We start from the raw sequence: 21,414 nt of genomic DNA, 5'->3' as shown, positions 1-21,414 counted from the left end.
GGCACCGTGCCGTGGTGCCGCGGATCAAGCGGTGGCGGTCACTTCTCGGGGCCGCCGTCCGACCGGCCCTCGGGGTCCGTCTCCGCACCGGCGGGGGTGTCCGGTCCGGCGGTCGGCTCCTCGGCCGCGGCGGGGGACTCTTCCGGCCAGGCAGGGGACGCCCCTGGTCCGGAGGGGGCGCCGTCCGTGCCGCCACCGGCGTTCTCGGCGTCCCCGGCCGCGGTGCTTCCGGCCGCCGCACCGCCGGTGTCCCCGGCCGAGGCACCCCCGGTGCCGGGCGTCGCGTCCGCTCCGTCGGGGGCCGCGGCCTCGTTGGCCCTGGCCGACTGCTTGCGTGCCCACTTGCGCACGGCCCGGGGAGCCAGCGCCGCGATGAGGATCAGCAGGCCGATCCCGCTGATCATCAGGGCCTGGGTGCCCAGGCCCGTGGCGTTCACCTGGATCAGGGTGTCCTGGGGGCTGATCGGCTCGCCGTCGGCGTTCTGGAGGCTGACGTGCACGGTGGTGGTGCCGTTGATCCGGGCGGACAGCGGGACGTAGACCGTGGTCTTGGCGCCGGGGGCGATCTCGAAGTGGGTCGTGTACTCGCCGACGCTCAGGCGTTCGGAGTTCTCCGAGTAGATGGACAGGTGGACGTAGACCGCCTCGTCCTCCAGGTCGTTGGCGACGAGCACCCCCGTGGTGCCGGTGCTGCTGGCCAGGGTGACCGGTTCCCCGGGGATCACCCGCACGTCCTCCATGCGGCTCTGCACGGACTGCTCGACCACGGAGCGGGTGGCGCCGGCCAGGGCCTCGCGGTCCCGCCAGTACACCGATTCCAGGCGCACCAGGGCGGGGCGGAAGGGATCGTTGTCGCCGACCAGGATGCTGTTGAACAGACGGACGTCCCGGCCGACGTCGTTGACCTGGCCGAGGTAGGTGGAACTGAGCTCCTCCTCGTAGGCCCGCTCCGGGTAGGTCAGCCCCTGCCGGGTGTCCTCCCGCTCCTCTGGGTCGGGGAGCTCCACCTCGTCCAGACGCCGGGGCGAGAGCCAGGGGAGGCTGTCGGTGGCCTCCAGCACCCCGTCGGCGAACTCGGGGCCGGGGTCCCAGCCGGGCTCGGGCGCGGCGATGACCACCCGGTCCTCGCCGGCGTTCTCACCGGCGATCATCGCGGTCTCCGCGGCGAAGCGCTGGAGGGCCAGGGCGGATTCGCCGGGTTCCCGGGAGGGCATCGACAGGACGTCGGTCAGCCCGGAGTCGGCGACCAGCGCGTAGGGCTCCTCGTCCCCCTCCCCGCTGTTCGCGGGCAGCGGTGCCTGGGCCGTGGGCGTGGTGGAGATCCGCGGGGCGGGCGGGACCGCCTCCTCTGCCAGCAGGAAGCGGTGCGCGCCGTTCTCGGCGAACAGCTCCTGGACGTTCTCCTCCATCAGCCCCCCTGCGGGGAGCGCGAAGCTGTCGTCGGCCTCCAGACCGAGCGAGCGCGACATCGCCTCCTGGGCGAGCCGCAGCGAGGCCTCGGCTTCGGTGTCCATGTCGTTGCGGAGCAGCGCGGCCAGATCGGCGTTGGCGTAGGGGGAGGAGACGACGGTGTCGGCGGCCAGGACCTCGCGGGCCTCGCGCAGCCACACCTGGGCCGCCTCGTTGGCGGCCTGGTCGTGCCGGGCCGGTTCGGCCTCGGCGGGGACCGCGAGGAGGTCCTCCACGACCTCGTGCTCGTCCCTCGCCATCCGGAGGATGTCGTCGAGCGTTCCGGGGTCGACGGCCCAGGCCACCGGGACGCCCTCGGTCCGCTCCGGGGAGTCCTCCTCTTCCTCGTCCTCCTCGTCGTTCCCGGAGCCCTCGTCCTCGCCCTCGCCCTCGTCCGAGCCCTCCTCGGACGGTTCGGGGGTGAGGGAGTCGGCGTCATCCTCCGCGGTGGCCTCCTCGCCGGGGGTGGGGGGACCACCGGTCGGTTCCTCCTCATCGCCCAGGCCCAGCTCCTCGGCGAGGTCCCCGTCGCCCGCCTCGAAGGAGAGGGGGACCTGCGCCCCGGACTGCAGGAGCCGTCCCAGACGCCCCTCGGCGCCGACGGAGCCGTGGAGCTCCTCACTGAGGAAGGTGTCGTCGTCGGCGCGCTGCGGGTCCTCCATCAGCGGCCACACCCAGGCCAGGTTCAGGGAGGGGACGTCGTCGCCGTCGGCGGTGTAGGGGAGGAAGGAGTACTGCGCTCCGAGGGAGTCACCGTCACCGTCGAGCGCCTCGACGATCAGGGGGTAGACGCCGTAGGAGCTCAGTCCGAGGTCCTCGACCGGGGTGCTCAGCGAGTACTCCAGGGTGTCCTCGGGCGCCAGTTCGCCCTCGAACTCCTCCTCCGGGCCGGAGGCGTTGGGCTGCCATCCCTCACCGGAGGCGAACTCGTCGAGCTCGTCCCGCGAGGTGAAGGGGTGCCTGGAGTACCGGATGCGGACGGTGACGTCCTCGACGGGGTCCTCGGTGGTGTTGGTCACCTCGCCCGCGACCCGCAGGGTGCTGTCCTCGTCGACGGCGTCCGGTGTGATCCGGTCCACGACGACCGGCGCCGCGGAACCCTCGTCATCGGGTTCCGCGGACGCGGAGGAAAGGGTGGCCGGTATCGGAAGCAGAGCGGCGGCCATGGCCATGACCGCGGCTGCGGAAGCAGTTCGACGCAACGCTTGGTTTCCTGATTCGGGTCCGGGTGTCCGTCCCGCCAGGGATACGGAAGGTGGGGCGGGATCGGTCGGGCGCCCGCGCGGCGCGCTCAGCGGAAGCGGGGCTGGTGGCCTCGGACTGGCCGTGACATGCCACCACTGCACCCGAAGATACCGCGTTCCCCGAACCCCGGTTCTGGTGCGGACCGTTGTTCGGGCGTGTGGTCGGCCCAGCCTTTCATCCGCCGGGGGTCACGCGCCAGATCCCGTGTCGGCCCGCCGCGTCGGCAGCGGCGATTCGCGGTTACCCCGTGCGGCCGCCTAACCTGCCAGGTGTGCCGAACACAGAGTTTTCGAGTGAGAACGACGCCGTCCAGAACCGGTCCGCCGAGGTGAACCCGCGTGCGGGCACCCTGACCGGTGAGCAGCGTGCGGCGATCACCGAGTTGGTCGACTCGATCGAACCGGTCTCCGAGGAGCTCGGCGACCTCTTCTCCTCGCACGGCCAGCAGCTCGCCGTCGTGGGCGGTCCGGTCCGCGACGCGCTCCTGGGGCGCGCCTCCAACGACGTGGACCTCACCACCGACGCGGTGCCCCAGCGCATCCTCGAACTGGTCGACGGCTGGGCGGACGCGGTGTGGACCGTCGGGATCGAGTTCGGCACCGTGGGCCTGCGCAAGCGCGGACTCCAGCTGGAGATCACCACCTACCGCAGCGAGGCCTACTCGCCCGAGTCCCGCAAGCCCGAGGTGTCCTACGGCACCGACATCCAGGACGACCTGCTGCGCCGCGACTTCACCGTCAACGCCATGGCGGTGCACCTGCCCGGGCACGAGTTCGTGGACCCCTTCGGCGGGCTCGCCGACCTCAGGGACAAGGTGCTGCGGACCCCGGGGCGCCCGGAGGACTCCTTCAGCGACGACCCGCTGCGGATCATGCGCGCGGTCCGCTTCGCCGCACAGCTCGGCTTCACCCTGGCCCCCGAGGTGGTCGAGGCCGCGCGGAACATGGCGGACCGGCTCACCATCGTCTCGGCCGAGCGCGTGCGTGACGAGCTGACCAAGCTCATGCTCAGCCCGGACCCGCGCAGGGGCGTCGAGCTGATGGTGGAGCTGGGGATCGCCGAGTACGTGCTGCCCGAGATCCCCAAGATGCAGCTGGAGATCGACGAGCACCACCGGCACAAGGACGTCTACGAGCACTCGCTCACCGTGCTGGACCAGGCCATGGACCTGGAGCGCGAACGCGGCCACGGGCCCGACCTGGTGTTGCGCCTGGCGGCGCTGCTGCACGACATCGGCAAGCCCAAGACCCGCGCCTTCGAGGGCGGCAACCGGGTGACCTTCCACCACCACGAGGTCGTGGGCGCCTCCATGAGCCGTAAGCGGCTGACCGCGCTGCGCTTCTCCAAGGACGTGGTCGGCCAGGTCAGCACCCTGGTCGCGCTGCACCTTCGTTTCCACGGTTACGGCAAGGGCGAGTGGACGGACTCGGCGGTGCGCAGGTACGCCCGTGACGCCGGGGACCAGTTGGAGCGGCTGCACATCCTCACCCGGGCCGACTGCACCACCCGCAACCGGCGCAAGGCCGCGGCGCTCTCCCGCTCCTACGACGACATCGAGCGCCGTATCGCCAAGCTCGCCGAGCAGGAGGAGCTGGACCGGATCCGTCCGGACCTGGACGGCAACGAGATCCAGGAGATCCTGGGTGTCAGGCCCGGTCCCCTGGTCGGCAAGGCCTACCGGTTCCTGTTGGAGCTGCGGCTGGAGAACGGGCCGATGGACAAGGACGCGGTCGCCGCGGAGCTGCGCTCCTGGGCGGCCGAGCACCTGGAGCAGGAAGGCCGCCAGGCGCAGTAGGGGCCGCGCTGCCGGAGCCGGTTCACCGGCCCGGCTTGACCGCGGTGACGGCCATCGTCGTCCCGAACACGCGCAGCGGTGTGCGCTCCAGCGCCTCCGGTACGCCCCGCGGGGCCCGGGGGCGGTCTCCGAGGGGCGGCATGAGGTAGTCGATCGCGCGCACCCGTAGTCCGCGGCCGCGCAGCAGGCGCCCCAGCTCCTGGCTGGTGAAGGAGCGCGCGTTCGCCATCCGTTCGTGCAGCGGGCGCACCCAGGGCAGGAACGGGGCGGTCAGCGCGGAGCGGCCCCGGCCGCCCCACCGCACCCCGTGCCTGTCGAGCGGGGACCACCGGTTGGACGTGGTCAGGGAGAGGGCCCCGCCGGGTTTGAGCACCCGGTGGGCCTCGGTGAGCGCGCCTTCCAGGTCGTCGAGGTGTTCGGCCAGGTCGAAGGCGGTGACCCGGTCGAAGGTGTTGGAGTCGAAGGCCAGCGCCTCCGCGGACATCTTGTGCACGCCGACACGGTCCTCCAGAGCGGTGCCGGCGACGCGCTCGGTGAGCGCGTCGAGCCGCTCGGGTTCGACGTCGACCGCGTCCACTCGCACGTAACCCGGGGCGAGTGCCACGGTGTGGGCGCCGTCCCCGCATCCCAGGTCGAGCAGGCGGTCGCCGCGGGCGGGCAGCTGTCGGCACACCGCCTCGACCCGCCTGGCGACCCCCTGGACCCCGGAGGAGCCCGAGGGGTCGCCGAGTCCGCAACCGAAGTCCATGGCCACCATCCCCTGCCGTGACGAATCCCTGCAGGGAGACTACATTAAGTGACTCTTTAGTTACTTATAGCTGTGGCAACATGTCGACCCGTAGACTTCCGGGGCACCGGGCAGCACCCCTGGGCGGTGGGTGCCGGGCGGACGGTGCGAGGATGACGCGATGAGCGAAACCACCTGGTACCTGGAGACCACCGATCCCGCCGAACTGAGGCCCGGGCGTGAGCCGGAGGGACCGGTGTGCTTCACCCGCGCGCAGGTGCCCAGTCCCGAGCTCTCCCGGTTCCTCTACGAGACGGTCGGTCGCGACTACCAGTGGCTCGACCGGAGCCCCTGGACCGACCGGGAGTGGCGCGACCGGGTTGAGCGCCCCGGGGTCGAGACCTGGGTGCTGTACGACCGGGGCACGCCCGCCGGCTACGCGGAGTTGGAGGCCCAGGACGGCGGCGCGGTCGAGATCGTCTACTTCGGTCTCATGCCCGGCTTCCTCGGCCGGGGCCTGGGCGGCCACATGCTCACCGAGACCCTCCGCCGGGCCTGGGACCTCGCCGGACGCTGGCCGGGGCGGGAGGCCACCCGGAGGGTGTGGCTGCACACCTGTTCCCTGGACGGGGAGCACGCCCTCGCCAACTACCGGGCGCGCGGACTCCGCCTCTACCGCGAGGCGGTCGCGGACCGGGCGACTGGTGGACAGGTCGACATGTCGCCGAGGTGACAGGCGGACACGTCGACCCGGGCGGAGGGCCCGCGGTGCGGCGTGCACGGAAGTGGCCGTGCGCACCACCGCGCGCCGCGGACTAGACCGCCTCGGGCTCCGGTGCCCCGGGGCCGGACGTTCCGGCCTCCGGCGTTCCGGGACCCGGAACCCTCCGGCTGCCCGGGCGCCGGGCGCGCACCGTCCAGGCCGCGCCCATCAGGAGGTAGGAGAGGACCATCGCGCCGACCACCGGGACACTCACCCCGGACTGCGGGACCAGCCCGGCGGTCAGTGCGGCGCCCAGCACGAACGTGGCGTTGAAGAGCACGTCGTAGACCGAGAACACGCGGCCGCGGTAGGCGTCGTCGACATGTCGCTGAACCAACGTGTCGACGGTGACCTTCACCGCCTGGGACACGAACCCCAGGACGAAGGCGGCGACCGGGAACAGGGCCGCGGAGAAGGGCAGGCCGAACAGCAGCAGGGCGACGGCCGCTCCGACCAGCAGCGCCGCGATCCAGGCGCTCTCACTGATCCTCGCGGTCGCCCACGGCGTGGCCACCGCGCCCAGGAAGAACCCGAGGGCGAGCAGGCCTGCCGCTACCGAGAACCCGGCGACACCGGCGACGCCGCCGCCGGTGAACGTGTTGTTGTACAGCAGCATGGTGAGGAGCGTGGAGATGCCGAAGAGCACGCGGTGGCCGCCGATGGTCAGCAGCCCGTCGCGTGCGGGCACCCGCTCCCAGATGTGCCGGACACCGGTGGCCATGCCCCGGACGGCGTGGTGCAGCGCGGCCCGGACCTCCTCGGGCTCCTCCTCCAGGTGCGGGCCCAGTTCCCGGTACCGCAGGGTGAGCGAGACCAGGGCGGCGCCCGCGAACCCCAGCGCGGCCGTGAACAGGATCATCCCGGTGCCCAGGGCCTGCGCACCGCCGAGCACGCCGATCGCCAGGCCCGCTCCGGTGCCCAGGGAGCTCGCGACTGTTCCGCAGGTCGGTGTGACCGCGTTGGCCATCATCAGCTTGTCCCGGGGCACCACGTAGGGCAGGCCCGCGGACAGCCCGGACAGGAAGAAGCGGTTGACGCTCAGGACGAGGAGGGCGGCGACGAAGAAGGCGGGCCCCTCCCCGTTGGCGACGAGGAACGCCGTCACCGTCGCCAGGACGGCCTTGGCCAGTGAGGACAGCAGGAGGACCTGGCGGCGGGGCCAGCGGTCGATGAGCACGCCGGCGAACGGGGCGACCGCGGAGAAGGGCAGGAGCAGAACGGCGAAGGCCGCGGCCACCTCCGCGGCCCCGGTGTGCTGCTCGGGGTTGAAGAAGACGAAGCCTGCCAGCCCGGCCTGGTAGACCCCGTCGGAGAACTGCGAGACCAACCGGGTACCGAACAGCCGACGGAACCGGGACCCCTGGAGGACCGTGCGCAGATCGCCGAAGAAGGACACGGTTTCAGGGTAGGGCGTGCCCGGGGCCGTGGCGGCCCCGGGCGCTCGGCCGGTGTCCCGGTGGGGGTCAGTCCCGGGCGTCGTGCGCGGACGAGATGAACTGCTCGACCTTCTCGTGCGCCTCGGCGTCGCTGTACTGCACGGGCGGCGACTTCATGAAGTAGGAGGAGGGCTCCAGGATCGGGCCGCCGATCCCGCGGTCCTTGGCGATCTTCGCGGCTCGGACCGCGTCGATGATGATGCCCGCGGAGTTCGGGGAGTCCCAGACCTCCAGCTTGTACTCCAGGTTCAGCGGGACGTCACCGAAGGCGCGGCCCTCCAGGCGGATGTACGCCCACTTGCGGTCGTCGAGCCACGGCACGTGGTCCGACGGGCCGATGTGCACCGCGCCGGCGTTGAGCTCGTGCGGGATCTGGGAGGTGACCGACTGGGTCTTGGAGACCTTCTTGGACTCCAGGCGCTCGCGCTCCAACATGTTCTTGAAGTCCATGTTGCCGCCGAAGTTCAGCTGGTAGGTGCGGTCCACGACCACGCCCCGGTCCTCGAACAGCTTGGACAGCACCCGGTGGGTGATGGTGGCGCCGATCTGGGACTTGATGTCGTCACCGATGATCGGCACGCCCGCCCTGGTGAACTTCTCGGCCCACTCGGGGTCGGAGGCGATGAACACCGGGAGCGCGTTGACGAAGGCCACCCCGGCGTCGATGGCGCACTGCGCGTAGAACTTGTCCGCTTCCTCGGAGCCCACCGGGAGGTAGGAGACGAGCACGTCGGCCTTGCTGGCCTTCAGCGCCGCGACCACGTCCACGGCGTCCTCGGGGGACTCCTGGATCGTCTCGCGGTAGTACTTGCCCAGGCCGTCGTAGGTCGGGCCGCGCATGACGGTCACGCCGGTCGGCGGGACGTCGCAGATCTTGATGGTGTTGTTCTCGCTCGCGACGATGGCGTCGGCCAGGTCGTGCCCGACCTTCTTGTCGTCCACGTCGAAGGCGGCGACGAACTCGACGTCGCTCACGTGGTACGGGCCGAACTGGACATGCATCAGGCCGGGCACCCGGGACTCCGGGTTGGCGTCCTTGTAGTAGTGCACACCCTGGACGAGCGACGCCGCACAGTTGCCGACGCCCACGACGGCTACACGTACCGAACCCATTGGTCCTTGCTCCTTCTTCTCCGCGAACATGGATGCCACAGCGCACGGCGACGGGCCCGCGCCGACGGCGGTCCGGGGCTCGTCATCCTGCGTTCGTATTCCGTATGTGGTCAGCAGCGCGCACCGTGGTTCTGTTCCCCCTCACGGCCGTCGACTACGGGGGAGAACTATGCATGTCTGGCTGGTTTGTTCTGCTATGACTCTATCTTCGCTTCATGGTGAGCACGTATGCGGTCAGTGCCGCCGGGGGGCGTGCGACCGGGAGTGACGGCGGTGAGCGAGGGACGGGTGACACCTGCGCGCTCAATGTCACACACACGTCACCGAACTGGGAGGACGCGGCGCTTCGGCTTTGTCGGTGATCGCGCTCACATGATTGGCCCCATCGGCCGCCACGGAGCTGAACTGCGAGGACGGGCGTTTCCCGGCAGAGGGTGATCAGGCATTCCAAAGCGCGCGATACCCTCGCGCGTGGGTTGTGCTATACGGTTCGATCGCTCTAACGTGACCCTTGATTTGCGCGCGCAGCCGGTAGGGACCCCGGACGAAGCCACAGCCGCGGCGACGTCCACGTCGGCCCAGAGCACCGACGGGCCAGGGGTAGCGCTCCCGCAGGCCAACGATCAGGAGGAAGTAGCGGCCAACGTCTTCGCGGCCTGTTGAAAACCTTCGCCCGCAACTGGGCGTCTCTTTATCAAGCCTTGAACGACAGGCAACAGAGGTGGGAACAGGTCCACCGGCCCCTGAGCCGTGCTGGTACACCACCACAGGTCGCGAATCACCGATCCCCCAGGGGGACCGTCCCCCGTTTCCACCAAGGAATCGTCAGGCCGACCGGCCGTGAGAGGCAATCGAGGACCACGTGAGTACCGAACGACGACGTAGTGCCGACGGCGGCCGTCGCCGGGCCGAGGGCCCGGACGACGGTCCGCGCGGCAACGGCGGAAGGCGCAGGGCCGAGGGCCCTCCTCGGGAAGAGCGTGCGGGCGGCCGACGCCGACCCGGTTCCGAGGAAGGTCTCCGGGGAGGAGACCAGCCCGCTCCGCGTTCCCGCAGGCCCCGCCCCCCGGGCGCCGAGGCCCGTTCCGAGGGACGGCCCCGTCCGGAGGGCGGTCGGCGCCGCGCCGAGGGCGAGCGCCCGCGCCGCCCGGACGGCCAGCGGCCCCGGCGCCCCGAGGACGGGGAACGGCCGCGCCGCCGCCCGGACGGCCAGCGGCCCCGGCGGCCCGAGGACGGTGACCGCCCCCGGCGCCGCCCCGATGACCCGCGTGCGGGCGGCCGCCGTCGTGCTGCCGGTCCCCGCGACCCCCGCGACCGCGAACACGGCTCCCGTTCCGAGGGGCGCCGTCCCGGCGGCCGGGGCTCCCGTGCCGCCGCGGGCGCCGGAGGCCGTGGCGGCGGTGGCGGCGGTCGCCGACGCCCCCGCCAGGACGAGCCGGACGACCGTCCGTGGTTCAGGCGCTTCCTGTCCAAGGCGTGGAAACCCGCGCTGGCCTTCTGCGGCCTGATGATCATCGGCGGCGTGGCCGCCTTCGCGGTGCTCTACGCCATGGCCCCGGACGAGCGCGACCTGAACGAGGACGCGGAGAAGACCGTCTCCGCCACCCAGATCTACTGGGCGGGGGAGGAGGGCGAGGAGGAGGTCGCCCTCACCACCGGCGAGGTCAAGCGGATCGAGGTCACCCGCGACGAGATCCCGGAGGAGGTCGTCAACGGTGTGCTCGCCGCCGAGCAGCGCACCTTCTACGAGGACCCCGGTATCAACCTCATGGGTATCGGCCGCGCGGTGCTCTCCGGCGGTGACGCCGGCGGCGGTTCGACCATCACCCAGCAGATGGCACGCAACTACTACAGCGACCTCCAGGGCGAGGAGCCGCTGACCCGCAAGATCCGCGAGATCTTCATCGCGATCAAGCTGAACCAGCAGCTGTCCCACGACGAGATCCTCACGACCTACCTCAACACGATCTACTTCGGCCGCGGCGCCTCCGGTATCGAGATGGCCGCCCAGGAGTACTTCGGCAAGAGCGTGACTGAACTCGACGAGGCCGAGGGCGCGTTCCTGGGCATCATCATCCAGATGCCCAGCAACTTCGAGAACCCCGAGAAGGGCTCCTGGACGGAGACCTACCTCAACGACGAGCGCTGGCCCTACGTCCAGGACCAACTGGCCGTGATGTACGAGGAGACCGACGGCGAGCGCGGCCTGCCCCGGGCGGAGGCCGAGAAGCTGGAGATCCCCGAACTCATCGACTACAACCCCGCGGCGGCGGCCGACGACCCCAAACTGGGGTACGTCCGCCAGGCCGTGATCAACGAGGTCGAGCGCCGCTACGAGGGGTCGGGCATCGACGGTGCCGCCATCGCCACCGAGGGCCTGACGATCAAGACCTCGCTGGACCCGGAGCTGATGACCGCGGCCGAGGAGGCCTTCGACGTACTGCCCGACACCGCGGCCGACGACACCATGCACGGCCTGACCGCGGTGGAACCGGACACGGGCCGGATCGTCGCCTTCAACGGGGGCCCCGACGTCTCCACGGTGATCAACAACTCCCTGGTCCACCAGGCCCAGGCGGGTTCGTCCTACAAGCCCTACGTGCTGGCCCGCGCACTGATGGACGACATCGGTCTGCGCACCAAGCTCGACGGCGACACCGGACGGGAGTTCCCCGGCCTGGCCAGCGAGGTGAACAACTCCGGCTACGTCGACCACGGCGAGGTCGACCTGATCGACTCCACCAGGGACTCGGTGAACACCAGTTTCGTCGACCTGGCGATCCGGGTCGGTGAGGCCAGGGTCGACGAACTCGCGGTCCAGATGGGGGTGGACCCGGCCCGCCAGACGACCTCCACCGTCGGTCCGCTCATCGCCCTGGGCACGCACCAGGTGAACGCGCTCGACATGGCCAGCGGCTACGCGACCTTCGCCGCCGAGGGGCGGCACTTCCCGGCCCACATGGTCACCGAGGTCGCGACGGCCGACGGCACGGTGATCGAACCGGACGACAAGGAAGACCTGGAGAAGGGCGACGAGGTCCTCACCCAGGCCGTGGCGGCCGACGCCACCCACGCCATGCAGGAGGTGGTCCGCAACGGCGGCGGCAGCAGGGCGGCCCTGAGCGACGGGCGCCCGGTGGCGGGCAAGACCGGTACCTCCTCCGACGCGGTCTCGGCCTGGTTCGTGGGCTACACACCGCAGCTCTCCACCGCGGTGGGGCTGAGCCGGTTCGGGGGCGATCCGCTGGACTTCGGCCCCGAGATCGGCGACGTCTACGGCGGTACCACCTCCGCGAAGGTCTGGAAGGCCTTCATGGAGGTCGCCATGGAGGGCAAGGAGCAGCAGCAGTTCCCGGCGGCCCAGTGGGTGGGCGAGGACCAGCGCTTCCTGCCGACCCCCACCCCGAGCGAGTCGCCCGAGCCGGAGGAGTCGGAGGAGCCGGTCGACGAGGAGACCGAGGAGCCCACCGAACCGGACTGCGACCCCAGGGAGCAGGAGTGCGACCAGGAGCTGCCGCCGGACGAGTGCAACCCCATGGACCCGACCTGCGATGACGACGGGAGCTCCGATCCGCCGGACGAGTGCGACGTCCTCTTCCCGCCCGCCTACTGCGAGGACGAGGGTGACGGGGAGACCGAGCGCCCCGGCCAGCCCGGGGGTGAACAGCAGGGCGGAACCAATGAGAACAGCCTGATCAGGCCCAGGGACTGATCAGGGAAGGTTCCTCCGGGGGCCGGTGCGCGGCGGGCAGACCCGTCGCACTCCGGCCCCCGGCCTGTGTCCGGCCGCATCCACGGTCCAGCACCGGTGGTGCGCCGCTGCTGGTAGCCTTGGCTCCCGTATGGCTCAGAGCCCGAGTGGCACGCCCCGGCCCGACCGGGGCGGCGTGGTCCCGGGCTCCTGCCCTCCTGCCATGGAGATTCCATGGCCGCAACAGTCCAGAGGAGGAACGTACGCCTATGCGTCGTTACGAAATCATGGTCATCCTCGACCCGAACCTCGACGAGCGCACCGTCGCTCCGTCGCTGGAGAACTTCCTGGGCGTCGTCCGCAACGACGGCGGCTCGGTCGAGAAGACGGAGATCTGGGGCAAGCGTCGTCTCGCCTACGACATCGACAAGAACTCCGAGGGCATCTACGCGGTCATCGACCTGACCGCCAAGCCCGAGACGGTCAAGGAGCTCGACCGCCAGTTCGGCATCGCCGAGGCCGTGCTCCGCACCAAGGTTCTGCGTCCCGAGGTTCACTAGGCAGCCCGCTGCCCCGACCCCCTGACCCCGCGCATCCGATTCTGTCCCCAGGGACGTGGATGATACGGGGCACAGGCGAAACCGCCTGATCCGAACTATCTCGAACCGGAGCCGATCCATGGCAGGCGAAACCCAGATCACGCTCGTCGGCAACCTCGTCGACGACCCTGAACTGCGCTTCACGCCCAGTGGAGCCGCGGTCGCCAACTTCCGTGTGGCCTCGACGCCCCGTACCTTCGACAAGCAGGCAGGGGAGTGGAAGGACGGCGAGTCCATGTTCCTCACCTGCACCGTTTGGCGGCAGTACGCGGAGAACGTGGCCGAGAGCCTTCAGCGCGGCATGCGCGTCATCGTGCAGGGCCGTCTGAAGCAGCGGTCCTTCGAGACCCGCGAGGGTGAGAAGCGGACCGTCTTCGAGATCGACGTCGACGAGGTCGGCCCGGCTCTGCGCAGCGCCACCGCCAAGGTGACGAAGACGCAGCGCCAGGGTGGCGGGTTCGGCGGTCAGCAGGGCGGTTTCGGTGGCGGCCAGCCCCAGGGCGGACAGCCCCAGGGCGGCGGCTACGGGAACCAGGGCGGCGGCTTCGGCGGCCCGCAGGGCGGCCGCGGCGGTGCCCCGGCCGACGACCCGTGGGCGACCAACGGCGGTGGCGGCGGCTTCGGTGGCGGCGGCGGAGGTTTCTCCGACGAGCCCCCGTTCTAGACGGCGCCCACCCCGCGTAACACCCGGCCCGGCCCCTCGGGGCCGAGCCACCTTATCCCTTGTCCCAGCCCATCCCCGGGAGGACCCCGGGGCTCTTGCGAAGGAGCACCACGATGGCTAAGCCGGCAGCGCGCAAGCCCAAGAAGAAGGTTTGCCTCTTCTGCCAGGAGAAGCAGTCCTACATCGACTACAAGGACACCACGCTTCTCCGTAAGTTCATCTCCGAGCGCGGCAAGATCCGTGCCCGTCGGGTGACCGGCAACTGCACCCAGCACCAGCGCGACGTCGCGACCGCGATCAAGAACGCGCGCGAGGTGGCCCTGCTGCCCTACACCAGCACCGCTCGCTAGCGGCGATATCCGAGGGAGGTTTTTGTCGTGAAGCTGATTTTGACCCACGAGGTCAACGGTCTCGGAGCCCCCGGCGATGTCGTCGAGGTGAAGAACGGTTACGGTCGCAACTACCTGCTGCCCCGCGGGTTCGCCATTCGGTGGACCCGTGGCGGTCAGAAGCAGATCGACCTGATCCAGCGCGCCCGCAAGGCGCGTGACATCCGCACCCTGGACGAGGCCCAGCAGGTCGCCGGCCGGGTCGGTGCCCTGAACGTGCGCCTCAAGCAGCGCGCGGGCCAGGGTGGTCGTCTGTTCGGTTCGGTCACGCCCGCGGACGTCGTCGAGGCCGTCAAGGCCGCCGGCGGTCCCGAGCTGGACAAGCGCCGGATCGAGATCAAGAACCCGATCAAGTCCGTCGGTGACTACAAGGTCCAGGTCCGCCTGCACCCCGAGGTCTCCGCGACGATCAAGCTGGAGATCGTCGGCGCCTAGCAGGCGTCGACCGTCCCGGTTCCAGGCCCCGTCCCTCCTCTGGAGGGGCGGGGCCTGCTGCGTCTGTGGAACACGCCCGGGCTGTGAAAACAACCCTTTGGTTACTCTTTGTAACTTAACGTGTTCTCTGTGTCGCGTCGCGTCCCGCGGCGCTCCGCACGGAGAGGACAGCATACCGATGGCCGTTGAGAGACGACCCGAGACCGACCGCCCCGGGGCGGTCGACCGCAGGACGATGCTGCGAGGAACCGCTCTGGCCGCCGGAGGAGTGCTCCTCGGCGGCGCACTGGGGGTGTCGCCGGCAGCACCGGCCACCGCCGCCGCGATACCGAAGGTCTACACCCGGGCGGACTGGGGGGCGCGTGCGCCCAGGAGGGCGGTTCAGGTACTGGGCCAGGGGCCGACCCACATCGTCGTCCACCACACCGCGACCGGGAACGTGTCGGACACCTCCACCAGCCACGCCGCCGCACTGTCCCGGTCCATCCAGCGCTACCACATGGACCACAACGGGTGGAACGACACCGGGCAGCAACTGACGATCAGCCGCGGCGGCCACATCATGGAGGGGCGGGACAGGACGCTCCAGGCGGTCCGGGACGGCGGCCACGTCCTCGGGGCGCACACCGCGAACCACAACTCGCACACGATCGGGATCGAGAACGAGGGGACCTACACCTCGGCGAGCCCGCCCGGAGCGCTCATGTCCTCCCTGGTCGACACCTGCGCGTGGCTGTGCCTCGTGTACCGCCTCGACCCGCAGGAGGCCATCGTGGGACACCGCGACTACAACGCCACCAGCTGCCCGGGCGACAAGCTCTACTCGATGCTGCCCGAGCTGCGCGACGACGTGCGGAGCAGGCTGCGCGAACAGCTCCGACACCTCAGCAGGCACGTGGGGCAGGAACTGACCCTGGAAGAGCTGCCGAGCTACCCGACCGTTCCGCGGTCCGAACGGGTCGCGACCTTCTACCACGGCCCCGCCATCGGGGAGCTCGACACGACCACCTGACCGAGGAGCCCCCGGAACCGTCCCTGCTCTCCGCCGCAGGGGCGGTTCCGTGTCTTCAGGGCCTGGTCGCTCCGGTGACCAGCCAGGCCTCGCCCCTGGCACGCAGGCCGAGGGTGACGGCGCGGGCGAGGATCCACACGGAGAACGCGGTCCACAGCCCCACCAGCCCCCACACGTCGGAGACGGCGAGCCGGGGGAGGACCAGGGCGAACGGCAGGAAGGCGAGCATCGTCCACAGGGAGGCCCAGGCCAGGTAGCGCTGGTCTCCGGCGCCCATGAGGACGCCGTCCAGCACCATGGTCACCCCGCTGAGCGGCTGCATCAGCGCCACCACCACGAGGGAGGCCGTGATCAGCGTGGCCACCTGCGGGTCCGAGGTGAAGGGGACGTGGGCCCAGGGCAGCACCAGGAACACCAGGACGGTGAAGACCAGGCCCGACATCACGCCCCACTCGACCATGCGCCGGGTGGAGTCCCTGGTCCCCCGGACGTCTCCGGCGCCGAGGTAGCGCCCCACGATCGACTGCCCGGCGATGGCGATGGCGTCCATCGCGAAGACCAGCAGGGCCCAGATGTTGTAACTGACCTGGTGCGCGGCGATCGACTCGTCGCCGAGCCGGGCGGCGACGGCGGTCGTCACCAGCGCCACCACACGCATGGACACGCTGCGCAGGAACAGCGCGAAACCCGCCGAAGCGGAGGTGCGCAGGCCCGACACGGTCGGCAGGAGGGAGACGCCCCTGCTCCGCGCCGACCGGGCGATGGCGGCCGTGTACCAGAACGCGCCGGCTCCCTGCGCGACCACCGTCGACCACGCCGAACCGGCGATGCCCCAGTCGAACACGAACACGAGGACCGCGCACAGCGCCGCGTTCCCGGCGTAGGAGGCCACCGCGACCACCAGCGGGGTCCGTGCGTCCTGGAGGCCGCGCAGCACCCCGGTCCCGGCCATCACGACCAGGAGGAACGGGGTGCTCAGCAGGCTGATCCGGAGATAGGTGAGGGCGTACGGCGCGACCTCGGGGGAGGCGCCCAGGAGATCGACCATCCACGGGCCCAGCGGCCAGCCGATCCCGATCGCGGCGATTCCCAGCAGGACCGCGAGCCAGAGGCCGTGCACCCCGTCCCGGATGCCGCCGGGGATGTCGCCCGCACCGAACTTGCGGGCCACCGCTGCGGTGGTCCCGTAGGCGAGGAAGATGCACACCGCGGCCAGGGTCAGCAGGACCTGGCCGGCGACCCCGAGCCCGCCCAGCGCCCGGGTGCCCAGGCTGCCGACGATCGCGGCGTCGGTGAGCAGGAAGAGCGGTTCGGCGATGAGCGCGAAGAACGTGGGGACGGCGAGGGCGAAGATCTCGCGGTCGTGGCGGTGCCGGAAGGGGGCAGCCGAGAGGAGTGTGGCCATGACGGAGCCACAGTACCGGACAGGCGTTCGACCTTCCCTGTGGGTTTTTCCACAGGGTCGCCGAAGCCTGTGGATAACCTGTGGAAAGCCACCCTGTGAGACATCTTGCACGTCCCGCCCATGGCCCATGTTTTCGCAGTTCAGGTGGGCTGTTGACGGTTCGCGGCAAAGTTATCCACAGGTGATGTGCATAACCTGTGCGCGCAATGCCGCACATGGCTCCGGATGTGGTGGTAGAGGCCTGTCCACAGGCGTGCCGGGCGGCGCCCCCGGCGTCCGGGATGGGGCATCCTGGAAGGGTCGGTCCGACCCGGGCCGACGCACGCGGCCGGTGTGGGGAGAAGTTCGTGAGCGTCGCTGGACAACCACCTGAAGAAGGCGGATACGAGCGCACCCCACCCCACGACATCCAGGCCGAGCAGAGCGTCCTCGGCGGCATGCTGCTGTCCAAGGACGCCATCACCCAGGTCGTCGAGATCATCCGCTCGGCGGACTTCTACCGGCCCGCGCACCAGATCATCTACGACAGCGTGGTCGACCTCTTCTCCCGGGGCGAACCCGTCGACGCCATCTCCGTCAACGCGGAGCTGACCAAGCGCGGCGAGGCCACCCGGGTCGGCGGGGCGCCGTACCTGCACACCCTCACCGAGGCGATCCCCACCGCGGCCAACGCGGGCTACTACGCCAAGATCGTCTCGGACCGCGCCGTCCTGCGCCGCCTGGTCGAGGTCGGCACCCGGATCGCGCAGATCGGCTACGCGGGGGACGGAGAGGTCGACGACCTCGTCGACCACGCCCAGGCCGAGATCTACCGGGTCGCGGAGAAGCGCACCGGCGAGGACTACGTGGTCCTCGGCGACATCATGCCGGGCGCCCTGGACGAGATCGAGGCCATCGGAGCCAACGACGGCAGCATGACCGGTGTCCCCACCGGCTTCGCCGACTTCGACGCCCTCACCAACGGCCTGCACCCCGGGCAGATGGTCATCATCGCCGCGAGGCCGGCCGTGGGAAAGGCCCTGGCCCTGGACACGCCTCTGCCGACCCCGGGCGGGTGGACCACGATGGGTGAAGTCCGGGCCGGCGACGAACTCATCGCAGCCGACGGCAGCCCCACCCGTGTTGTCGCTGCGACGGACGTGATGCGGGACCGGCCCTGCTACGAGGTCACGTTCGACGACGGCACCGTGGTGGTCGCGGACGCCCAACACCAGTGGCTGACCGACACGCGGGCCACACGTCGAGCGGCGCAGGAGGCACGGGCCAGGGGGACCGCCCCCAAGGTTCTGCCAGGTGTCCGCACCACGGCGGAGATCGCTCGCACAGTGCGCCTGGAGACCGCTGACCGTAGGCTGAACCACTCGGTGAACAACACCGGACCTCTGGACCTGCCTGAACGGGAACTGCTGCTGCCGCCCTATTTCCTGGGTATGTGGCTGGGCGACGGCGCCTCTCAAGCAGCACGGATCACCACCAACGACCTGGAGGTCCTCGGAAACATCGAGGCAGAAGGGCTGGTGACCAAACCGGTTGGCCGGACGGAGGGGGTCTACGGGGTCTTCCTCCCGACCGAGGAGATCGAGACCGCAGAGAGGACCTGCGTCGTCTGCGGGGCCGGTTTCACTCCGAAACTGCCGCATGTACGTACTTGCGGGCAGTCCTGCGGAGGCAGGGCCCGTTTCGTGTCCGAGCCGGTTCCGCACACCAGCTGCCCCGACTGCGGCCGACCCTGTTTCTCCAGGTCCCGGTGCCGTCAGTGCATCGCTGATCACGGGAGCGTCCAGGCGTTGCTGCGGACCCTGGGTGTCCTGGGAAACAAACACATCCCCACCGACTATCTGCGATCCTCGGTCGCTCAGCGGCGAGCACTTCTCGCCGGTCTTCTGGACAGCGACGGAACCGTCAACACGAGCGGGTCCGTGCAGTTCGCCGTCACCAACAAGCGCCTGGCGACGGATTTCCGGGAGCTCGCACACAGCCTGGGGTATCGCACCGGCCTGTCGACCAAGAGGGTCGAGGGGCGGACCGAGGAGAGCTCCACCTGTTACACGATGACCTTCGGATCCGAGCGGGAGGTCTTCGGGACCGAACGCAAGAAGGCCGTACACCGTGAACGATCCGAGGGGCGTTCCTACTCGCGAACCGGGTCGAGGTTCATCACCGACGTGCGCCCGGTCGACAGTGTTCCCGTGCGGTGTGTCCAGGTCGATCACCCGGATCACCTCTTCCTCGCCACACGGTCGATGGTGCCCACCCACAACTCCACGTTGGCCCTGGATTTCGCGCGTGCCGCGTCCATCAAGAACGAGATGACGTCCGTTTTCTTCAGCCTGGAGATGGGGCGCAACGAGATCGTCATGCGCCTGCTCTCGGCGGAGGCGCGGGTGCCCCTGCACACCATGCGTTCGGGCCTGATGACCGACGAGGACTGGGCGCGGCTGGCCAGACGGATGGGCGAGGTGGCCAGTGCGCCCCTGTTCATCGACGACTCCCCGAACATGTCGATGATGGAGATCCGGGCCAAGTGCCGCCGCCTCAAGCAGCAGCATGACCTCAAGCTCGTGATCGTCGACTACCTCCAGCTGATGAGCTCGCCCGGCCGGGTGGAGAGCCGTCAGCAGGAGGTCTCGGAGATGTCGCGTTCGCTGAAGCTGTTGGCCAAGGAGCTGGAGGTGCCCGTGGTGGCGCTGTCCCAGCTCAACCGTGGTCCCGAGCAGCGCACCGACAAACGCCCGCAGGTGTCGGATCTTCGCGAGTCGGGCTGCTTGGTGGCACAGACCCGGATCCTCCGAGCTGACACGGGCGCCGAGACGACGTTGGGGGAGCTTTACGAGAGCGGAGAGCGGGAAATTCCTGTCTGGTCGCTCGACGAACGGCTCCGCATGGTGCCCCGCACCATGTCCCACGTCTTTTCGAGCGGGGTGAAAGAGGTCTTCCGGCTCAGGTTGACCTCTGGTCGGGAGGTGATCGCCTCGGGAAACCACCCCTTCCTTGCGTTCGATGGCTGGGAGGCATTGGAGAAGCTGTCCGTCGGTGATCGGGTCGCTGTGCCCAGAAGTGTCCCGAAGCCGGAGGCGCTGAGGGCGTGGCCTGAAGCCGAGGTCATCATGTTGGCCCACCTCATCGGCGATGGTTCGTTCGTGCGACGCCAGCCCCTTCGCTACGCGAACACCGATGAGGACAACCTCGCTGTGGTGGCCGAGGCCGCGCAGCACTTCGGTGTCGCCGCGGTGCGAGATGAGTACGCCGCAGCTCGGACGACCACGCTCAGACTTCCTGCCCCTTTCCGTCTTACTCACGGAAAGCGCAACCCCATCGCGAAGTGGCTTGACGGCTTGGGCCTCTTCGGTCTGCGCAGTCACGAGAAGTTCGTGCCCGAGGAGGTCTTCACCCTCTCGAACGAACAGATAGCGCTCTTCCTCAGGCACCTTTGGGCAACCGACGGATCCGCCTATTGGAACAAGAAGAGCGGTCAGGCACGGATCTACTACGCGACCACCAGCCGTCGGCTCGTGGATGACGTGGCACGTCTGCTCGCCCGGTTGGACATCATGAGCCGGATCAAGAAGGTGCGTAAGGGCGAGTACCGGGTCGCCTACACCCTCGACGTTTACGGCGCGGACGAACAGAGGCGTTTCGCCGAGGTGGTCGGGTGTCATGGCGCCCGGTCCGAGCGGCTCGCCGAATGCGTCACCGGCCTCGCCGATCGTGCCTCGAACACCAACCTGGACACGGTTCCGGCCGAGGTCTGGGGGCAGGTGCGCGAGAGGATCGCGGATCGGGGGATGACCCATCGCCAGTTCGCCACGGAGATGAAAACGAAGTTCTGCGGGAGTGCGATGTGGAAGCGCTCGCCCAGCCGGACACGGCTGTCCCGGGTGGCCTCGGTCCTGGGGGACGCGGAGATGGACCTGCTCGCCACTAACGATGTCTTCTGGGACACCGTGGCCGAAGTGGAGCCCTTGGGTGAACGCGAGGTGTTCGACGCGACGGTCGGTGGTACGCACAACTTCGTCGCGAACGGCATCAGCGTCCACAACTCGATCGAGCAGGACGCGGACATGGTCATCCTGCTCTACCGCGAGGACGTGCACGACAAGGAGTCCCCGCGCGCGGGCGAGGCCGACATCATCGTGGCCAAGCACCGTAACGGTCCGACCGCCGACGTGACCGTCGCCTTCCAGGGGCACTACAGCCGATTCGTCGACATGGCGCCGGGTTAGTTCGTCGACACGGCGCCGGATCCGGTCGCGGGGCGGGGGAGGAGCTCGGCGAGCGATGGGTGTTCGCGGGTCGCCTCCTCCAGGGTCCGGACGAGGGTGGCAGAGGCCTCGGAGTGGACGCGGTGTCCTTCGTCGGTGAGCCTGAGCTGGAAGGCGCGACCGTCGCCGGCCACGCGTTCGCGGTCGACCAGCCCCTGGTCCTGCATCTGGGTGACCAGGCGGGAGATGCGGGGCTGTGAGCGGCCGACCGCCCGACACACCTCTGCCAGAGGTGTCCAGCCGGGGTGCCCGATCAGGTGGGCCATGATCTCGTAGGCGCTCAGGCAGAGGGAGTGCTGTTCGCCGAGTTCGGCCTCGATACGGGTGCTGACCGCCTCGACGGGGCGGGCGATGCCGAGCCAGGTTCCGAGGGCGCGGTGGGCCGCCGCCTCTGTTTCACGGGGTGCCGTCACTGGTTCTCCTCTCTCC

At 69.9% G+C, this 21,414-nt stretch carries 15 protein-coding genes; 9 read left to right on the top strand and 6 right to left on the bottom strand.

The genetic code is table 11. The annotated features are described in order from the left end of the window. Window positions 1–38: 38 nt before the first annotated feature. Window positions 39–2,621 (bottom strand): DUF6049 family protein, encoded by a 2,583-nt coding sequence (locus AC0VYD_RS26245; protein WP_475480378.1) that lies wholly within the window; start codon window positions 2,619–2,621, stop codon window positions 39–41. 344 nt (window positions 2,622–2,965) lie between these two features. On the opposite strand from AC0VYD_RS26245, the gene AC0VYD_RS26240 reads away from it, so the two are divergent. Then, on the top strand, window positions 2,966–4,489 hold the full coding sequence (locus AC0VYD_RS26240; protein ID WP_475477969.1) for a CCA tRNA nucleotidyltransferase: 1,524 nt from the start codon (window positions 2,966–2,968) through the stop codon (window positions 4,487–4,489). A gap of 22 nt (window positions 4,490–4,511) precedes the next feature. On the opposite strand, the gene AC0VYD_RS26235 is transcribed toward AC0VYD_RS26240, so the two are convergent. Then, window positions 4,512–5,237 carry a class I SAM-dependent methyltransferase gene (locus tag AC0VYD_RS26235; protein WP_475477968.1) on the bottom strand — a complete coding sequence of 242 codons (726 nt, stop codon included), beginning with the start codon at window positions 5,235–5,237 and terminating at the stop codon, window positions 4,512–4,514. A 160-nt stretch (window positions 5,238–5,397) separates the two neighbouring features. Here AC0VYD_RS26235 and AC0VYD_RS26230 point away from each other — a divergent pair, with 160 nt between their 5' ends. Continuing rightward, the gene (locus AC0VYD_RS26230; RefSeq protein WP_475477967.1) at window positions 5,398–5,949 is read left to right on the top strand and encodes a GNAT family N-acetyltransferase; all 552 of its coding nucleotides are present in this window, start codon (window positions 5,398–5,400) and stop codon (window positions 5,947–5,949) included. A gap of 82 nt (window positions 5,950–6,031) precedes the next feature. Here AC0VYD_RS26230 and AC0VYD_RS26225 read toward each other — a convergent pair whose 3' ends face one another. Beyond that, window positions 6,032–7,375 (bottom strand): MFS transporter, encoded by a 1,344-nt coding sequence (locus AC0VYD_RS26225; RefSeq protein ID WP_475477966.1) that lies wholly within the window; start codon window positions 7,373–7,375, stop codon window positions 6,032–6,034. A 67-nt stretch (window positions 7,376–7,442) separates the two neighbouring features. Then, window positions 7,443–8,528 (bottom strand): inositol-3-phosphate synthase, encoded by a 1,086-nt coding sequence (locus tag AC0VYD_RS26220; RefSeq protein ID WP_475477965.1) that lies wholly within the window; start codon window positions 8,526–8,528, stop codon window positions 7,443–7,445. Window positions 8,529–9,390: 862 nt separating this feature from the next. Here AC0VYD_RS26220 and AC0VYD_RS26215 point away from each other — a divergent pair. The 6 genes from AC0VYD_RS26215 (at window position 9,391) to AC0VYD_RS26190 (ending at window position 15,318) form a co-directional block, all read left to right on the top strand. Then, entirely contained in the window at window positions 9,391–12,240 is a 2,850-nt protein-coding gene (locus AC0VYD_RS26215) for a transglycosylase domain-containing protein (protein WP_475477964.1), read from the top strand. Window positions 12,241–12,488: 248 nt separating this feature from the next. Next, window positions 12,489–12,779, top strand: a complete 291-nt coding sequence (gene rpsF / locus AC0VYD_RS26210; RefSeq protein ID WP_475477963.1) for a 30S ribosomal protein S6 — start codon at window positions 12,489–12,491, stop codon at window positions 12,777–12,779. A 118-nt stretch (window positions 12,780–12,897) separates the two neighbouring features. Continuing rightward, entirely contained in the window at window positions 12,898–13,482 is a 585-nt protein-coding gene (locus tag AC0VYD_RS26205; RefSeq protein ID WP_191267955.1) for a single-stranded DNA-binding protein, read from the top strand. Window positions 13,483–13,595: 113 nt separating this feature from the next. Next, window positions 13,596–13,832: a 30S ribosomal protein S18 gene (gene rpsR, locus AC0VYD_RS26200; protein ID WP_013155832.1), complete on the top strand. Its 237-nt coding sequence runs from the start codon at window positions 13,596–13,598 to the stop codon at window positions 13,830–13,832. Window positions 13,833–13,859: 27 nt separating this feature from the next. Then, window positions 13,860–14,306 (top strand): 50S ribosomal protein L9, encoded by a 447-nt coding sequence (gene rplI, locus AC0VYD_RS26195; protein WP_452543029.1) that lies wholly within the window; start codon window positions 13,860–13,862, stop codon window positions 14,304–14,306. Window positions 14,307–14,484: 178 nt separating this feature from the next. After that, window positions 14,485–15,318 carry a peptidoglycan recognition protein family protein gene (locus AC0VYD_RS26190; RefSeq protein ID WP_475477962.1) on the top strand — a complete coding sequence of 278 codons (834 nt, stop codon included), beginning with the start codon at window positions 14,485–14,487 and terminating at the stop codon, window positions 15,316–15,318. Between the two features lie 55 nt (window positions 15,319–15,373). Here AC0VYD_RS26190 and AC0VYD_RS26185 read toward each other — a convergent pair whose 3' ends face one another. Beyond that, entirely contained in the window at window positions 15,374–16,723 is a 1,350-nt protein-coding gene (locus AC0VYD_RS26185; protein ID WP_475477961.1) for an MATE family efflux transporter, read from the bottom strand. A 347-nt stretch (window positions 16,724–17,070) separates the two neighbouring features. Here AC0VYD_RS26185 and AC0VYD_RS26180 point away from each other — a divergent pair, with 347 nt between their 5' ends. Beyond that, window positions 17,071–20,946 (top strand): replicative DNA helicase, encoded by a 3,876-nt coding sequence (locus AC0VYD_RS26180; protein ID WP_475477960.1) that lies wholly within the window; start codon window positions 17,071–17,073, stop codon window positions 20,944–20,946. On the opposite strand, the gene AC0VYD_RS26175 is transcribed toward AC0VYD_RS26180, so the two are convergent. Then, window positions 20,943–21,398, bottom strand: a complete 456-nt coding sequence (locus AC0VYD_RS26175) for a MarR family winged helix-turn-helix transcriptional regulator (protein WP_475477959.1) — start codon at window positions 21,396–21,398, stop codon at window positions 20,943–20,945. The genes AC0VYD_RS26180 and AC0VYD_RS26175 overlap by 4 nt on opposite strands. Window positions 21,399–21,414: the final 16 nt, after the last annotated feature.

The sequence above is a fragment of the Nocardiopsis sp. iso_40 genome (assembly GCF_056173285.1).
The sequence above is the reverse complement of the archived record's forward strand: the minus strand, read 5'-3'. Positions and strand labels throughout refer to the sequence as shown.

What these genes read in the sequence shown, in the direction of transcription:
- AC0VYD_RS26245 (WP_475480378.1), bottom strand. Translation starts at nt 2,621, where the DNA reads ATGGCCATGGCCGCCGCTCTGCTTCCGATACCGGCCACCCTTTCCTCC.
- AC0VYD_RS26185 (WP_475477961.1), bottom strand. Translation starts at nt 16,723, where the DNA reads ATGGCCACACTCCTCTCGGCTGCCCCCTTCCGGCACCGCCACGACCGC.
- AC0VYD_RS26230 (WP_475477967.1), top strand. Translation starts at nt 5,398, where the DNA reads ATGAGCGAAACCACCTGGTACCTGGAGACCACCGATCCCGCCGAACTG.
- AC0VYD_RS26220 (WP_475477965.1), bottom strand. Translation starts at nt 8,528, where the DNA reads ATGGGTTCGGTACGTGTAGCCGTCGTGGGCGTCGGCAACTGTGCGGCG.
- rpsR (WP_013155832.1), top strand. Translation starts at nt 13,596, where the DNA reads ATGGCTAAGCCGGCAGCGCGCAAGCCCAAGAAGAAGGTTTGCCTCTTC.
- AC0VYD_RS26190 (WP_475477962.1), top strand. Translation starts at nt 14,485, where the DNA reads ATGGCCGTTGAGAGACGACCCGAGACCGACCGCCCCGGGGCGGTCGAC.
- rpsF (WP_475477963.1), top strand. Translation starts at nt 12,489, where the DNA reads ATGCGTCGTTACGAAATCATGGTCATCCTCGACCCGAACCTCGACGAG.
- AC0VYD_RS26235 (WP_475477968.1), bottom strand. Translation starts at nt 5,237, where the DNA reads ATGGACTTCGGTTGCGGACTCGGCGACCCCTCGGGCTCCTCCGGGGTC.
- AC0VYD_RS26205 (WP_191267955.1), top strand. Translation starts at nt 12,898, where the DNA reads ATGGCAGGCGAAACCCAGATCACGCTCGTCGGCAACCTCGTCGACGAC.